Annotated in this window: 15 protein-coding genes and 1 riboswitch; of the genes, 9 read left to right on the top strand and 6 right to left on the bottom strand. The window is 49.9% G+C overall.

Annotation, left to right across the window (positions count from 1 at the left end; translation table 11 throughout):
* The first annotated feature begins 2 nt into the window (after positions 1-2).
* Entirely contained in the window at positions 3-1,142 is a 1,140-nt protein-coding gene (locus BMW55_RS02105) for a glycosyltransferase family 4 protein (protein ID WP_170839694.1), read from the top strand.
* Here BMW55_RS02105 and BMW55_RS02100 read toward each other — a convergent pair.
* The gene (locus BMW55_RS02100; protein ID WP_170839693.1) at positions 1,133-2,077 is read right to left on the bottom strand and encodes an LCP family protein; all 945 of its coding nucleotides are present in this window, start codon (positions 2,075-2,077) and stop codon (positions 1,133-1,135) included. The genes BMW55_RS02105 and BMW55_RS02100 overlap by 10 nt on opposite strands.
* Before the next feature lie 254 nt (positions 2,078-2,331).
* On the opposite strand from BMW55_RS02100, the gene BMW55_RS02095 reads away from it, so the two are divergent.
* The 5 genes from BMW55_RS02095 (at position 2,332) to BMW55_RS02075 (ending at position 7,269) form a co-directional block, all read left to right on the top strand.
* The gene (locus BMW55_RS02095) at positions 2,332-3,279 is read left to right on the top strand and encodes an SDR family oxidoreductase (RefSeq protein ID WP_089964842.1); all 948 of its coding nucleotides are present in this window, start codon (positions 2,332-2,334) and stop codon (positions 3,277-3,279) included.
* A 203-nt stretch (positions 3,280-3,482) separates the two neighbouring features.
* The gene (locus BMW55_RS02090; protein WP_089964840.1) at positions 3,483-4,124 is read left to right on the top strand and encodes a sugar transferase; all 642 of its coding nucleotides are present in this window, start codon (positions 3,483-3,485) and stop codon (positions 4,122-4,124) included.
* A 503-nt stretch (positions 4,125-4,627) separates the two neighbouring features.
* Positions 4,628-4,739, top strand: a riboswitch (SAM riboswitch).
* A gap of 84 nt (positions 4,740-4,823) precedes the next feature.
* On the top strand, positions 4,824-5,807 hold the full coding sequence (locus BMW55_RS02085; protein WP_089964838.1) for a methionine ABC transporter ATP-binding protein: 984 nt from the start codon (positions 4,824-4,826) through the stop codon (positions 5,805-5,807).
* Positions 5,779-6,453 (top strand): methionine ABC transporter permease, encoded by a 675-nt coding sequence (locus tag BMW55_RS02080; RefSeq protein ID WP_089964836.1) that lies wholly within the window; start codon positions 5,779-5,781, stop codon positions 6,451-6,453. Before BMW55_RS02085 ends, BMW55_RS02080 begins: the two co-directional genes overlap by 29 nt.
* A 21-nt stretch (positions 6,454-6,474) precedes the next feature.
* On the top strand, positions 6,475-7,269 hold the full coding sequence (locus BMW55_RS02075; RefSeq protein ID WP_089964834.1) for a MetQ/NlpA family ABC transporter substrate-binding protein: 795 nt from the start codon (positions 6,475-6,477) through the stop codon (positions 7,267-7,269).
* A gap of 30 nt (positions 7,270-7,299) precedes the next feature.
* Here the strand turns inward: BMW55_RS02075 and BMW55_RS02070 are convergent, their stop codons facing one another.
* The 5 genes from BMW55_RS02070 to BMW55_RS02050 form a co-directional block, all read right to left on the bottom strand.
* On the bottom strand, positions 7,300-7,932 hold the full coding sequence (locus BMW55_RS02070) for a YigZ family protein (protein WP_089964831.1): 633 nt from the start codon (positions 7,930-7,932) through the stop codon (positions 7,300-7,302).
* 53 nt (positions 7,933-7,985) lie between these two features.
* Positions 7,986-9,044 carry an LCP family protein gene (locus tag BMW55_RS02065; protein ID WP_170839692.1) on the bottom strand — a complete coding sequence of 353 codons (1,059 nt, stop codon included), beginning with the start codon at positions 9,042-9,044 and terminating at the stop codon, positions 7,986-7,988.
* Positions 9,045-9,250: 206 nt separating this feature from the next.
* On the bottom strand, positions 9,251-9,919 hold the full coding sequence (locus tag BMW55_RS02060) for a class I SAM-dependent methyltransferase (RefSeq protein WP_244527411.1): 669 nt from the start codon (positions 9,917-9,919) through the stop codon (positions 9,251-9,253).
* Positions 9,920-9,958: 39 nt separating this feature from the next.
* Entirely contained in the window at positions 9,959-10,606 is a 648-nt protein-coding gene (locus BMW55_RS02055) for a PadR family transcriptional regulator (protein ID WP_089964828.1), read from the bottom strand.
* Positions 10,607-10,811: 205 nt separating this feature from the next.
* Complete coding sequence (locus BMW55_RS02050) at positions 10,812-11,873, bottom strand: LCP family protein (protein ID WP_089964826.1); 1,062 nt, start codon at positions 11,871-11,873, stop codon at positions 10,812-10,814.
* Between the two features lie 248 nt (positions 11,874-12,121).
* Here BMW55_RS02050 and BMW55_RS02045 point away from each other — a divergent pair, with 248 nt between their 5' ends.
* From BMW55_RS02045 to BMW55_RS02035, 3 genes are all read left to right on the top strand, one after another.
* Positions 12,122-14,107 carry a S8 family peptidase gene (locus BMW55_RS02045; RefSeq protein ID WP_170839691.1) on the top strand — a complete coding sequence of 662 codons (1,986 nt, stop codon included), beginning with the start codon at positions 12,122-12,124 and terminating at the stop codon, positions 14,105-14,107.
* 205 nt (positions 14,108-14,312) lie between these two features.
* Entirely contained in the window at positions 14,313-15,515 is a 1,203-nt protein-coding gene (metK, locus tag BMW55_RS02040) for a methionine adenosyltransferase (RefSeq protein ID WP_089964822.1), read from the top strand.
* Between the two features lie 111 nt (positions 15,516-15,626).
* Positions 15,627-16,373, top strand: a complete 747-nt coding sequence (locus tag BMW55_RS02035; RefSeq protein ID WP_244527410.1) for a response regulator transcription factor — start codon at positions 15,627-15,629, stop codon at positions 16,371-16,373.
* Positions 16,374-16,434 lie beyond the last annotated feature (61 nt).

The following is a 16,434-nucleotide window of genomic DNA, read 5'->3' as shown; positions in this document are numbered from 1 at the left end:
TTGTGGTCCATAAAATCATGATTTTCAGTTCGGTACATCCGTATGATGATTCCCGCATTTTTCACAAACAAGCCGTCTCTTTGGTTAAAGCGGGATATCAGGTGGAGCTGCATGCAGTGGCCGATTTTGCGGAGAAAGAAGAACAGGGAATACGCATTGTCGGAGTCAAACGTGCGAATAAAAGATGGAAGCGGCTCTGGAGCGGGTGGACTTTATACAGGCGGGCCATAAAAAGCGGTGCGGACCTTTTCCATTTTCACGACCCGGAATTGCTTCCCTGGGGAGTCCTGCTTGCGTGGCGGACAGGCTGCCCGGTGATTTATGATTCGCATGAGGACCTGCCCAAGCAGCTGCATACCAAGCTCTGGATTCCCAAACTGCTTCGATCCCCTCTATCCTTTTTGGTACATAGGGTCGAAAAATGGTTAGCCAAACAATTGGCTGCGGTCATTACAGCGACTGAATCGATTCGCGACCAGTTTGAGAGTGCCCGCCAGGTGACAGTGATCAAAAACTATCCCCTGCCCATTTCAGTTACTCCTGAAAAAGCAGATGAGAAGAACCGGATCTTGTATGTAGGAGGCATCTCTTACCTTCGCGGTTATCGCGAGATGATCCGAATGATGGATTTTATTCCTGCTGAACTGGAGGCTGAACTCCATCTCATCGGTCCCCTTCAGCATATCGCCCCGGAAGATCGGGACCCGGAAAAGCTGAAGCAAAAAAACGTGTATTTGCATGGCCGGATTCCCTTTGAAGAAGTGCAAAGCTGGCTGGGAAAGGGAAAAGTGGGATTGGTGTGTCTTCATCCCATTGAAAATTACCGTGAATCGCTTCCGATCAAAATGTTCGAATACATGGCAGCCGGAATCCCTTTGGTGGCTACGGATTTTCCCCTTTGGAAGGAAATTGTGGAGAAAAGCAACTGCGGATTCGTCGTCAACCCGCTTGAACCCAAGGAAATCGCCGAGCAGGTGACGCGTCTCCTGACAGATGAAGCCTTGCGGGTTCAATTGGGTGAAAATGGCCGACGGGCTCATTTGGAAGTATATAATTGGAAAGCGGAAGAAAAAAAGCTGCTGTCCCTTTATTCACAGTTACTTGCTTCTAACAAGCAACCCCAGTCCCTTTCTCAGGGTTGACTGGGGTTTCCTGTCGTCTTAGACTCCATCCCGATGTGTTGGGTCAAAATTCGGCGCACACGGTTGATTTCTTCATCGCTGACGATGAAATAATAGGTGCCGTCCAGGGTTCTGTCTTCTCCCTGAAAGGAGACGGTGGAGATGTCTTCATTCCTGATCCCCGCATAAGCCCGCTGTAAATGGAACAGCCTGAGCGGCGGAATATCGGTTTTCATATGGTTGCCTAACTCATCGAGCAGTTGATCCAGTTTCATGATCGAGCCGAATTGGGTTCCTTTTTGAATGAGGCCGCGCAGCACTTCCTGTTGCCGCCTGATTCGTCCGAAATCGCCATGGGGGTCCGCTTTTCTCATCCGGGCAAAGGCCAGAGCTTGTTTCCCGTTTAACGTCATCTTCCCTTGATGGAACCGGTACCCGCCATAGCTGAAGTCAAAAGGAACCATGACCTCAATTCCGCCGAGCTGATCGACGATCTTTTCCAGTCCCTGCATATTGACTTTGACATATCCGTCGATGGGAATATCCAAAAAGCGTTCCACTGTTTTTCGGGTCAATTCCACACCGCCGTAGGCATAGCTGTGGTTGATTTTATTTTTTTCCGTCTGACCGGGAATATCTACAAGGGTATCCCGGGGGATATTGGTGAGGATGACGGTTTTTTTCATCGGGTTGAGGGTGGCGATCACGATGGTATCGGATCGACCGAGATCCCCTGTTCGCTCATCCACACCCAGCAAAAGTAAAGAGACTGCATCTTTCGTGATGGAAACCGCTTTTTCCCTTTTTTCCGATTTGGTCAGTGTCGGCGGTTCATAGATACGGGTAGCCGTCAGCCAGATTCGGTAGCCAAAATAACTCACGACCAACAAACCGATGAGAAGAATAAGCGTGAAAACACGAAACCATAATCGTTTCGCAGATCGTTTGGGTGACAATGTGACTCCCCGCTCTCGGCTGCTTTTCAAATGATATTTTATCACCGGCATGCACAAGGTATACCCGTTGCGGGGAATCGGGAGCTTTTGGAAACGCACATGCCCGTTTGTGATCGATGGGCTGTCCGCTTCCTTCCTTTGCTTCTTGCCAAGACTGCTGGTAAGATAATGTGGGGAAAATAACGACCATCGAAGTGATGATGAAAAGAGTCGGGAACGGTTAGCCTATTCGAGAGAGAGGGGTTTCATTCGATATGAAAGTACTGGTTACCGGGGGAGCCGGTTTCATTGGTTCCCATATCGTGGACCATTTAATCGCTGGTGGAGCTGAGGTGGCGATTGTAGACAACATCTCAACAGGCAAAAGCACACAAATCCATCCGGATGCTTCCTTTTACAGCATGGATATCAGCAGTCCGCACCTGTTGGAAGTTTTTCAAAAAGAACAGCCGGAAGTGGTCATCCACCAGGCGGCGCAAATTCATGTGGGCACATCCGTAGATGACCCTGTCTTTGACGCAACCACCAATATTTTGGGAACGATCCGCCTCTTGGAGGCGAGCCGCCAAACCGGAGTCAGAAAAATTGTCTACGCTTCATCCGCCGCCGTCTACGGAAATCCCGAGTACTTGCCGATTGATGAACAGCATCCCGTTCATCCGCTGTCCGGTTATGGAGTATCCAAATATACTCCGGAACAGTATCTTTCTGTTTACCATCATTTGTACGGCCTTCGGTACACGATTCTGCGCTATGCCAATGTATACGGAGTTCGGCAAGACCCCCGGGGAGAAGGCGGGGTCATATCCATTTTCATCGACAAAATTCTGAGCAACAGTCCGCTGACCATCTTTGGGGACGGGGAACAGACGAGAGACTATATTTACGTGGAGGATGTCGCCAAAGCCAACCTGGCTGCCATTCAAAACGGGGATGGCGAGATCTTCAATATTGGGACGGGTGTCCGCACTTCCCTGAATCAGGTGGTGCAGCTGTTTAATCAGATAACCGGCCGGCAAAACCCGGTGGAATATGGACCGGAACGTTCCGGGGATATTAAACATAGTTACTTCAACAATCAAAAAGCCCGGGCTCTTCTGTTCTGGGAACCGGCGGTCACTCTGGAGGAAGGGCTGAAAAAGACATACGAATATTATCGGGATGAATATCGTAAAATGGACAAAGAAATGTTGAAAACGTAGCAAAACGGCATTTGTCGCACTTTTTCGTTCATATTCAGCCGACGTGCGGTTTATTTCCTCATAAATCGGCTATTGTCAATTCTGTGGATCTGCAGTATACTTGGTTACAGTTGAGTTTGAAACATTTCTGTAATGTTACTGTCATTTTTGTAATCTTCGACTGAACATCTTCCCAGATCTTATCCAGCAGGAGTGGTTAGCGGATGCGTTCAAAAATGGTCTATGAAAGCAATTCGCACACATATTTCCGGGGAGCCGGTGGATCATCGCTGTATCCGTTCTTTAAACGGGTTTTTGAAGTCGTTTTTTCCATCGCTTTGTTATTGTTTACGTTACCTGTGCTGGTTTTGACGGCTATCGCAATTAAATTGGAATCACCGGGTCCCGTGTTTTACAAGCAAGAACGCGTAGGCCTGAACGGCAGAACGTTCAACATCATCAAACTCCGTTCCATGCGTACAGACGCCGAGAAGAACGGCCCGCAATGGGCAGCGAAGAACGATCCGCGAGTAACGCAAGTCGGCAAGTTCATCCGCAAAACAAGGATCGACGAAATTCCTCAGTTGATCAATGTATTGCGCGGAGATATGAGCTTAATTGGTCCCCGTCCCGAACGCCCGATGTTTACGGAGCAATTTGATAAGGAAATCCCCGGTTTCAAAAAGCGTCTTGCGGTTAAGCCGGGATTGACGGGTTGGGCTCAGGTGAATGGCGGTTACGAAGCTACCCCTGCTGAAAAACTGCAAATGGATCTGTATTACATTCGCAATCAATCTTTCCGTTTGGATATGCAAATATTGCTCCGCACCGTTTGGGTGGTTATCTCGGGCAGCGGAGCCCGCTAAAGCAAAACGGGATGCCTTTTCGCTTCAGGCAGCCCGTTTTTGTATATATAAAACAGAGTACATCTGATTCTCATCTTAAAACACGAGGCGCAGACAGAGGTACAACAGAAGCCACAACGGTACGCTCAAACAAGAGGCATTGATGATGCCGATCCAAAACGATTTCCCGACGACCGTGCAGTTCATATTGGGCACCTCCGTAAATGTTTGGGTATGTACTGTTATTATACGTCAAGGGGCTCAGGTGTAGTTAAAAATAGGCGATTTGTTAAGTAAATGTAATGTCAAAGTAATAGATGTCACGAATATGACAGCATCCGGTTTGAGGATGGATGATGGGGGTTTCCCCGTAACATCTGCTGTTGGGTAGTGAGGGGCGTAGCCGATTTCCTGTAAATAACATTACATTTTTTGTCTATATAAAAGAAATTATTATTGACTTTTTTTTCTTTCCGTGATAAATTTTCATCTAGTTGATTTGAAAAATGCATATGCACGGAATTCTCTTATCCAGAGAGGTGTAGGGACAGGCCCGATGATACCTCGGCAACCATCTGCCATCAGGGCAGAAAGGTGCCAATTCCTGCAGAACATGGATGTTCTGGCAGATGAGAGAAGGCGGTTATCGATAGATCCGAATGCCTTTCTGCATCTGTGCGGAAAGGTTTTTATTTTTATTCAGTTAGGCGGTGAGAACGCATGATCCAAGTGAAGGAAGTGACAAAAACATATCCGGCCCAAAAGAATCAGCAAGTCGTCACGGCTTTAAAAGGGGTTTCACTCCAGATTGAGCGGGGAGATATTTTTGGGATTGTCGGCCACAGCGGAGCAGGGAAAAGTACGCTCCTCCGCTTGCTGAACGGGCTTGAGACTCCTTCCTCCGGTGCGGTGATGGTGGACGGAAAGGAAATCTCGCGGTTGGCGAGTAAGGAATTGCGCCTGGCCAGGCAAAAAATCGGCATGATTTTCCAGCACTTTCATTTATTATGGTCCCGCACCGTCAGGGAAAATATCGCTTTTCCGTTGGAAATTGCCGGGAAGGCGAAAAAAGAAATCGATGAAAAAGTCGATGTGTTGCTGAAGCGGGTGGGGCTCAGCGAACGTGCCGACGCCTACCCTTCGCAACTCAGCGGCGGTCAGAAACAGAGAGTGGGCATTGCGCGTGCATTGGCCAACGATCCGGATGTTCTTCTGTGTGATGAAGCGACATCTGCGCTGGACCCCGAAACGACCGCATCGATATTGCGCCTGCTGAAGGAAATTCATCAGGAAACGGGAATCACCCTGGTCCTGATCACGCACGAAATGAGCGTGGTGCGGGCGATCTGCAACAAAATGGCGGTCATGGAAGGCGGAAAGATCGTGGAGTGCGGAGAGGTGGAAGCGATTTTCAAAAATCCGCAGCACCCGGTGACCAAACAGTTTCTAAAAGAGCTGACGGTGTCAGATGCTTCCGGTGAAACGGTTCGTCCGGGACAAGCCACCATCGAAATCAAGCTTGACCAGTTGCCGGTTTTAAGAAAGCTGGCTCAGACCCGTCCCATCACCTTCCGGCTCACTGGCGGTGAAATTACCGGAGCGGCGGACGGAGATCGTGTAAGGGTTCATGTGGACGGGGAACAAGAGCATGTGCACCAAGTTTTACAGGAGCTGAATGGGGAGGTGGAGAGCCGTGTTGAATGAAATAGATTTTAACCTGTTATGGCAAGCGACGGGTGAAACCATTTATATGGTAGGAATCTCCACCTTGTTTACCGCCGTCCTCGGGATTCCGCTCGGAGTGCTGCTGGTGATTACGGACAAGGGATATTTCTTGGAAAATCTGGTGGTGCAACGGATTTTGGCCGCCGTTGTCAATGTGTTCCGGGCTGTTCCTTTTATCGTCCTCGTTCTGTTCTTATTTCCGGTATCCCAATTAATTGTGGGGACAACCCTGGGACCGACGGCCGCCACCATCCCGCTGATCGCCGGAGCCGCTCCGTTTTATGCGCGCATGGTGGAAACGGCGATTCGTGAAATCGACCGCGGGGTGATTGAAGCATCCCAGGCAATGGGAGCCACCAAAATGACGATTATCCGCAAAGTGCTTATCCCGGAAGCCCTGCCTGCGATCGTCTCCGGATTGACGGTGACGTGCGTCTCGCTGATCAGTTTTTCCGCCATGGCGGGAATCGTCGGCGGCGGAGGCCTCGGGGATGCCGCTTACCGCTTCGGCTTCCAATCTTTTAACGACCAAATGCTGTACGCTTGCGGGATCATTCTGATTATCCTGGTGCAACTCGTTCAAGGGGTCGGCGACTGGATGGCTAGACGTTTGGACAAAAGATAAAACCATCGAGGAGGAAAGAGCATGAAAAAGATTGCTGCATTGCTTGTTGCCGCAGCAGTGGCCGTATTCGGATCTGCTTGCGCTGCCAAAAAAGATGAAGCTGCCACATTAACCGTGGGGGCCACTCAAGTTCCGCACGCGGAAATTCTGGAGCATCTGAAACCCCAATTGGAAAAACAAGGGGTGAAACTGGAGGTCAAAGTATTCCAGGACTACGTACTGCCCAATAAAGCAGTGGAAGAAGGGCAGCTGGATGCCAACTACTTCCAGCACATTCCCTGGATGACCGCAACCAATAAAGAAAAAGGGTATCATCTCGTCAAAGTGGCCGGCGTTCACATCGAGCCGATGGGAGCTTACTCGCGTAAAATCAAAGACATCAATCAGCTGAAAAACGGGGCCACGGTGGCGATCCCAAACGCGACCAGCGAATTGACCCGCGTTCTGCTGTTGCTCGACAGCCAAAAATTGATCCAGCTGGATAACCGCGAAGGGGACAAAACACTGAAAAACATCAAATCCAATCCCAAAAACCTGCAGTTTAAGCTGCTTGAACCGGCCGTATTGCCTCGCGTATTGGATCAGGTGGACTTTGCGGTGATCAACACCAACTATGCGCTTCAGGCAAAGCTGAACCCGGTGAAGGACTCGCTGTTTATTGAAGGAAAAGAATCTCCGTATGTCAACGTTTTGGCGACCAAACAGGGAAATGAAAAGAACGAAGCGCTGCAAAAATTGGCCAAGGCGCTGACTTCTCCTGAAACCAAAAAGTTCATCGAGAAAAAGTATAAAGGTGCCGTCGTACCGGCATTCTGATGCAAAACCCCGCAACACCATGTTGCGGGGTTATTTTAATGGTACCTCTTTATATTCTTTTCTCCCTGACTCTATTTTGGCCTGACCGTTTGTCCAATTCATCACCTGCTCCATCAACATTCCCTCTTCGCCGAGCGGTGTCCAGACGGGCCAGCGGACCACTTCCGCAAACTGCGGGGAATCGAGCAGGTATCCCGAACGGTGCAGTTCGTATTCCATTTTGCCCATAAAGTTGTAATCAAAGGTGAGCAGCACTTCCTGATGCATGATCCTCTGAATGATCCCGGCTGCCTCGACTGCGGCGGCGGCTCCCTGGCTGTAGGCGCGCACCAGTCCGCCTGCGCCTAGCTTGATTCCGCCAAAATAACGAGTGACCACGATTGCGGTATAAAGCAGGTTTTTGGCGTGGATCACTTCCAGAATCGGCCGCCCTGCCGTCCCTGCCGGTTCCCCGTCGTCGGAGGACTTTTGCACCGTGTCGGTGACCAGATAAGCGTAGCAATTGTGAGTGGCATCCCAGTGTTGTTTGGAAATCTCCTGTACGAATTGGACCGCTTCTTCTTCGCTCATCACCTGTTTGGCGCGGCAGATGAAGCGGGACTTTTGGATGACGATTTCTGTTTCTCCGTAATCTCCTACCGTTAGATATGACTCATGCTCCATTTCATTCACAACCTTCCTTCACTCATTATAAAGGAAGGGAGAAGCTGTGTCGCTCATCTGGTGCCATTTTTGCCCTCAGAAGTATACGCATCGGATTGTTTCATGTCTTCTTTCGGCACATATTCAATTTGCTGTTGCAAAATCCGGCTGACACGCTTTCGTTCCGAATCCGAGCAAATCTCAAACCATACTGACCTTCCGCCCGATTTTCTTTTTTCACCGTAAGTCTTCAGCTGGATTGTTTCCATATTCTTTTTCACTTTGTTGTAAGTGGCGAGCAAGGAGGGGAAATCAGAGGGTTTAAAACTGTAGGAGAAATTTTCGCCCACCACTTCGGTGACTTCGGTGAATTTAGCTAAACCTTGGGTGCTAAGCATCCGCTCGAGCAGAGCCGCGATTACTTCCTGTTGCCTCTTGTTGCGCCCGTGGTCGTTCATGGGGTCTTTCTTGCGCATCCGCACATAGGCCAAGGCTTGTTCGCCGTTCAGATGTTGCGGTCCGGGATTGAATTTTAATGATTGCCCGAGGTGATTTTGCGTACTGAAATAGAAGGGAACATTTACATCGACACCACCCAGGGTATCGACCGCATCCATAAAACCTTTAAAGTTCACTTTGGCATAATAATCGATCGGTACATGAAGGAAGTTTTGCACCGTTTCAATGGTGTTCTTTACATCACCCGCCCCGTTTTTCGTTCCATACCAAGCCGACGCGTTGATTTTATCTTTATGTCCGGGGGTGTTGGCAATTTCCACATACGTATCCCGGGGAATGCTCACCAATTTCATGGAATTCGTTTTGGGATTGATTGCCGCCACCAGCAAAACATCGGGCCTCCAGGACTCTTTTTTTTCCGTATCGGATGTCAGCTGGTCAGAACCGATGAGCAAAATGGTAAACGGATCCTTTTTGATCTCTACCTGGGCCTCTCTCCATTTGGATTTTCCAAGGTCGTCATGTCCTTTGGACAGAGCTCCGAATAGTTTTGCAGCGAAAAAACTGCCTGTGCCGACAATGATGAGAACCGTTAGCAGAAACAGCCGGAACAGCCTTTTGCGAAACCTCTTTTTTTTCACCCGTTCCAGCCGGCTTTGAATGACTCTTTCCAATTTCATTCCTCGCTTTTGGATGGACCGAGAAGGATTTTCTCGAAATTAATATGAGTTTTATACTAATACTCGGTTGAGTGAGTGATTTCCTCCCTTTACGGGAAAACGGTCAACGGGTATCATCCGTTTTTTCCGGCTTCATAAGAAAAAAGCTCTTTCGAATGAGGACAATCCGAAAGAGCAGGAGAAGGTGATGGTTGGAGAAGTTACTTTTCCAGCCAGACTTCTACGCCTATGGTATCCTCTTGAAGCTCGCATGTCCGGAAGCTGCTTTTGGACACCAGCTCCCTGAATTGATCTTTTGTGTATGCCCGTTTGATGAGCATGGACTTAAAGGCCCATTTGGTGAGCAGTAAATTGAACCCGGACAGATTCAGATCCTCTTCGACATGTTTGTTGATAGCTTCAATGGAAACGTCTCCGCGTAAGTCGATGATCACAGCCTTTCCGCCATTCTTTAATACCCGGTTGATCTCGTCAAGGGCTGTAACCGGCTGCGCAAAGTTCTTAAAGGCGGCCCGGCAGATGATAAAATCAAACGATTCGTCATCAAAGGGCATGGCGGCGGCATCCCCTTGACGGAAATCGATCGACACACCCGCTTCCTTCGCGTTTGCCCGTGCGATCTCCACGAAGCTATGACTGATGTCCAGCCCGGTGACTTGATAGTTGCCGAGCTTCGCGAGCTCGATCGCCAGGTATCCCGGTCCCGGGGCGAGCTCGAGAATAGCAGCCCCGTCGGATACCATGGAAGCAACCCGTTTCGCATCTTTTTTGTAATCCACAATATTTTTGCGGGTATTTTTGGCATACCACCAGGCAATCGGCCCATTCATTCCAATTCCCTTATAACCTTTGGAGGCTTTCATGGACATGGCATTTCCCCCTCTATTCGGTCCGTCTTCCCGGAGCACTCAGCTTCCGCTCTCCGTCTCATGCCCTTCATTTTGATCGGTTGAAGTGAATTTTTTTGCGATTGTACGCAGCCACTCCTCATTCCATTGAAGTTTTTCCGTTTGGATGTCGCGAATCACCGAACGGACCCACTCCAATTCTGCCGCTAACACGTCACGCTGGTATTCAGTCTCAAGCAAAAACAACCGGGGAATCCCCTGCTCTTTCGCTGTCTGCAATTGGCCATCGATCTGAGCCAATTTATCTTCCAGACCGCTCACTCTTGTTTGGAATTGCGCGATCACATCTTCAGGCGTTAAGAGCATGAGAAAGGAAACGGCAGCGGGAAACTCCAAAAATTCTTGCTTAGCGGTAGAAAGCATTTCACGCAGCCATGAGAACACCGCTGTTCGGCCTTCATCCGTAATCTCATACACCGTTAGCTCCGGTTTTCCGTCATTCTGCTTTTTCCCTTGAATGGCAATGGCTCCGTCCCGCCGCAACCGGTCGATGGTCTGATAGATGCTTGTTCGGTGGCGAACGTTGATAACGTCATGTTTCCCCCTCTCTTTAAGCAGTTGTTGCATGCGATAAGGGTGCATGGGTTCTTCGATCAACAGTGCAAGGATGGCTAATGCGATGGGTGATTTTTTGATTTTGCTCTTCATAGTAATAATATTACTATTAATAATATTACTATGTCAATCATCTCCATAACAATACAACTCCCCCTGCATGGATGAGGGGGAGTTTGTCGTTCGAGCTTCAAGTTTCGTCAACCACACGGAACATTTCGGAATCCCGTTCATATACTTTGTTTGAAGCGGAATAAAAAACCACAGCAGAGAACGAGCTCTGCTGTGGATACGGGTGTTATTGGTTATTGTTTTCCGTTGATTCGGCCGCACCGGATCCGCTGTCATTTCCGGTCCAGTTCAACTGTTGTCTGAGAAGCTGCCGGATTTGCTCCAGATCTTTCTCTCTGTACCTTTCCCAATAAACTTTCTTCCTGATGCCGTTTACAATTCCGTATTCCTGGGTATAGGTTTTAAACTCGATTCTTTCGATGTTTTCCTTGGGGATTTCTTTGTACAATGCCAACATGGAAGGGACTTCGCTCAGAGGGATGTTGAAGGTGAAGTTCTTGCCCACGGCCTCCACCACGTCTGAAAACTTCGTGACGCCTTCCACACTGGCGATTTTCCCGATGATTTTGGAGATCACTTCCTGTTGCCGTTTGTTGCGGCCCATATCTCCTTCCGGATCATCTTTTCGCTGCCGTACGTAGGCAAGTGCCTTCATCCCGTCCAGGTGCTGGTCACCGTAACCGATAAAGATTTTCTTTCCGATCGCGGGCCCCCGGAATGACCGCGTGTTATAAACATCCACGCCTCCTACGGCGTCTACGATATCCACAAATCCTTGGAAATTCACTTTCGCATAATAGTCAATCGGAATACCGAGCAGATTTTCAACGGTTTGCCTTACATTATCCACAGGATTGATGCCTCTCTTAACCCCTGCCATGGCTGCATCGTTGATTTTACTCCTGTGTCCGCCGGTATTGGCGATTTTCACATACGTATCCCGCGGGATGCTCACCAGTTTAGCCGATTTGGTTTTGGGATTTACAGCTGCAATCATAATGACGTCAGGCCGCCAACCTAACGATTTTTCCTCTTCAACGTCAATGGTATCAGCGCCCAGCAGCATGACGGCAAAGGGCTCTTCTTTCGGTTTCACCGGTTGGGCGCGCAACTTGGACCCGCCAACTTCGGAATCATGGCTTTTGTTCAGTGCGGATACCACTTGGTAGCCAAAATACGAGCCGATTCCGACCGTTAACAGGAGAACCAGTGTAATCACTCGAAAGACCCATCTGCGGCGCCTTTTTTTCTTCACCCGATCAACCCGGCTATGTGCAACTCTATGCATACTACCCCCACTTTAAGTACGTAAAAATAAGTACGTAAAAAATCGCTCATTTTATACTATCATTTAACTATGTGAAATATCAAGATAAATAGACAGAATTCAAAAAACGGAGAATTTGAGCTTTTATCATTTTCGTTCGCACTACAATTTATTATTTTAACTGAATTAGACCGTGAATGCTATGATAGATTTGAAGTCAGAAAAAAACGGGGTGAAGTATGATTCGATGGATCATAAAAAGGAAATTGATGAGATTCTGGATATTTGTCTGGTTGGCAGCAGCTGCTGTTTTTGTCCTTCCCTCTTCCCAAGCAATGCCGGATCCGCATCCGCCGGAAATAACCGCCCCTGATCGTGAATGGGTGGTCAAATGGAAGGGAGAGCCGAGTTTTTCCTTTCTGGAGACCGTCCAAGTGATCCATCGTTCATCAGCAAGGTCAAGCCGTCAGGAGGAGACGCTGCTTGTATCTGTAAAGGAAGGCATCAATCAAGAAGAGTGGTGGAATCGCTGGTCGCGGCATGCGGGAATCGAATATTTGCATCCCAACCACAAATTTGAAACGGCGGATCAGGCCTCGGAACCGACGGCCGGCAATTGGGACGAATTTTACTATTTGGAGCAGATCCGGGCCGTCGAAGCATGGAAAGTGTTTCGCAATAAGCATAGATCATTGCCGAGACGGTCCGGGCCCGTCATTGTGGCGGTGGTCGATACCGGTGTGGACCTCGGGAATCCGACATTAAGGCCGCTGCTGGTTCCGGGAGTCAATGTGAAAAACAAGTCACTCCCGCCGCAGGATCATCTGGGACACGGCACCCAAGTGGCCGGTGTGCTGGCAGCCGTATGGGGGGCCTTGACCGAAAAAGCACCTGTGGGGAACGGCAGGATTATGCCGATCAAAGTGATGGAAGACGGAAATGACGGGGATGTTTATTTTACGGCGGAAGGAATTCGGGAAGCGGTCCGGCGTCATGCCGATTTGATTGTGCTGGCCCAAGGGGGATGGACCTATTCGGAGGCGATCGCCGATGCGGTGAGGGAAGCGGAGCGCGCAGGCACATTGGTCGTGGCGGCGGGGGGGAATGCCAGTTATGATTTAAACGGGAATTTGCTCCATAACCGCCCGCTATTCTATCCGGCGGCCCTTCCGGAAGTTCTGGGAGTCGGGTCTGTCCGTATGGACGGGACGCATGATCCGTCTTCCAACAGCGGAGACGGGCTGGATGTGGTGGCCCCCGGTGATTTCATCGCTACGACCGGGACATCGGCAGACATGCGGATTGAATCCGGAACCTCTTTTGCGGCTCCCCAGGCGGCGGGAGTAGCGGCCCTCGTGTTACAGCTTCATCCGGAATACTCACCGTCGGACCTGAGAAATCTCATCTGTCAGACCGCCCGTAAACAAAAGGGGGAGCCGCGCTGGGACGAAGAAATGGGCTTTGGCCTTCTGGATGCCTACCGGGCGCTGACAATTCCTCTGAGTCCCGATCTGTCCGAGCCCAACAACCGTCCGGAGCTGGCGATGCCCGTCTCGTTGAATCAGCCGGTGGATGCCCTCTTATCCTGTTCAGACAGAGATTGGTATCAACTAGATCTCGAACAGCCAGGAACCCTTGTGCTTCAACTTCATAAACTGAAGGGAGATTGGAAGCATTCCTCCATCCGGATCGAGATCATGTCAGAGGGCCGGTCAGCCGTGTATCCACTCAAAGAGCGGGAGCAGATCAAGGTGACGGCTCCGCCCGGCCGAGTACGGGTGCAACTGCTGGGCGCAGGCCGGATGAAGGAGGTGTATTACCGTCTCTCTGCCACGTGGATGCCGCTCGGAGACTCCTATGAAAATAACGATTACGAATGGAATATGGCCGATTTGCAGCTGCCGGTTGATGCCACTCTCTACGAGGGAACCATTCATAAAAAAGGGGATTTTGACTGGTTTCGGCTGGTGCTTCCCCGGGAAGGGGAGCTTTCGATCCGTGTGACGTCCGCCACGCCCCGAATGGACCCGCTGTTGTTGATTCTGATGGAAGGCGACAGCAAGGGAGTCCTCATCGATGCGGGTGGGGAAGGAGAGCCGGAACAGGCCCGGATCAGAGTGAAATCCGGCTCCGTCTGCCTCCGCCTTTCCGACTACGGCAGGAATGTGATTGATGCTCCATATCAGCTGTTGCTTCACTACCAACCCGCCGGTCCGGTCAAAAAAGATGAACAAACGATGGCATCCTGGAAATGAAGGTTGTATTTCACCTATCTTTAGGTTATTCTATTGATGATGTAGAACGTGCCTGGCCTCAGGGTGGAGGAAGAGGGGCGTAGTAGATCAGCCCGTTGATTCATCAGGGTTTCGAGGGTTTCTAAAGGTTTAAAAGCAAGCGCCTTTCCTCGGAGGAAAGGTGTTTTTATTTGCCGAGAGATCAATTCCAAAGGGGGAGAACTTCATGTCCGCTGAAAAAAGACGCAGTTTATTTACTTCCGAATCCGTGACCGTCGGCCACCCGGACAAAATTTGCGATCAAATTTCCGATGCCATCTTAGATGCGATTCTGGAGAAAGATCCGAATGCCCGCGTGGCTTGTGAAACCACCGTAACCACCGGTCTCGTACTGGTTTGCGGAGAGATTTCCACGACTTGCTATGTGGATATTCCCAAAATCGTTCGTTCCACGATTCAAGACATCGGCTATACCCGTGCAAAGTTTGGATTTGACAGCGAAACTTGCGCGGTTCTCACATCCATTGATGAACAATCTCCTGATATTGCGCAAGGCGTAAATGTTGCTCTCGAAAAAAGAGAAGGGACCATGACCGAGGAACAGATCGAAGCGATCGGTGCCGGCGATCAGGGGATCATGTTTGGTTTTGCTTGCAATGAAACCCCGGAGCTGATGCCGCTTCCGATTTCCCTGGCACACAAACTGGCCCGCCGCCTGCATGAAGTTCGTGTGGACGGAACCCTGGATTACCTCCGTCCGGATGGAAAAACACAAGTGACGGTTGAGTATGAAGACGGAGTTCCGGTGCGCATCGATACGATTGTCATTTCTACCCAGCATGCGGAAGATGTCACCTTGGAGCAAATCCAAAAAGATCTTCAGACCCATGTGATCGGACCGGTGGTTCCGCGGGATATGCTGGATGAAAACACCAAATACTTCATCAACCCGACGGGACGTTTCGTGATTGGCGGACCGCTTGGGGATGCCGGATTGACCGGCCGCAAAATTATCGTGGATACCTACGGCGGTTACGCCCGTCACGGCGGCGGAGCCTTTTCCGGAAAAGACCCGACCAAGGTGGATCGTTCCGGAGCCTATGCTGCCCGTTATGTAGCCAAAAACATTGTGGCAGCCGGTCTGGCAGACAAATGCGAAGTGCAGTTGGCTTATGCCATCGGGGTCGCCCGCCCTGTTTCCATCCGCGTAGATACTTTTGGGACTGGAAAGGTAAGCGAAGACAAACTGGTTGAACTGGTGGAAAAACACTTTGACCTGCGTCCTGCCGGAATCATCCGCGAACTGGATTTGCGCCGTCCGATCTATCGCCAAACAGCTGCGTACGGTCATTTTGGCCGCACCGATCTCGACCTTCCGTGGGAACGTACCGATAAAGCGGATCTCCTCAAACAAGATGCCGGTCTATAAGGATTTTTCATTCTGCCGTCCTGTGTGGGCGGCTTTTTCTATTTCAAATTGTTCGTTTGGCATGGTAAAATTTAAATATGATCGAATTTTTAGAAGAAAGAGGTGAGTCCCTTGCTGGAGAGGCCGCCACAGACAAGACAAACGGAGCGCCAAGTAAGACCGGGGACGGTTTCTGTGGCGCCGGTCCGGGTGTTGATCGCCGATCCCGACCCGAATTTCCGTCAACAGCTCAAAACGGCATTAGCGCAGGAAGATGATATGATGTTGGTCGGAGAGTGCAGTGAAGGGGTTGAAGTTCCGCTCTTATGCGGGACGATCCTGCCGCATATCGCTGTCTTGGATTTGCATTTGCCGCGTGTCGACGGAGGGGAAGTGACATATCGTCTCAGTCAGATGGCTCCTCACACAAAGGTGCTCATCCTGTCAGAACATGATGAGCCTTATGTGCTGGAGACGATTCGCTCAGGCGCCTCGGGTTATCTTCTCAAAAACATGGGGACCACACACATCATCGAAGCGATGCGGGTGATCGCTCACGGCGGGTTTTATATCCATCCGATCATCATGGGGAGATTGGTGAACGAACTGCGCCGCTTAAGCAGAAGAGAAGGAGTTTTTCAGCATTTGTATACGAGAATTCCTCCAATTTCCTGGCAAGAAGTGTTAACATATAGAGAGATGGAAGTTTTGCGCTTAATGTCGCAGGGAAAAAACAACCGAGCCATCAGCGAACATTTGTATATCAGCGAAAAAACAGTAAAAAATCATGTGAGCAATATCCTGTACAAGTTAAATGTGCAGGACCGGACGCAGGCCGTTTTGCTGGCCATCAAGTACGGATGGGTTCAGTTGATTTAGCCGATTCACCTTAGAGTTCACGATACCTGTCTTTTCTGAATAAACTAGGGTGAAGGAGGGA

The organism is Lihuaxuella thermophila (assembly GCF_900110165.1).
In the GTDB taxonomy this organism is placed as follows: Bacteria; Bacillota; Bacilli; order Thermoactinomycetales; family Thermoactinomycetaceae; genus Lihuaxuella; species Lihuaxuella thermophila.
Note: the sequence above shows the minus strand (reverse complement) of the source record. Positions and strands in the feature narration are given on the sequence as shown.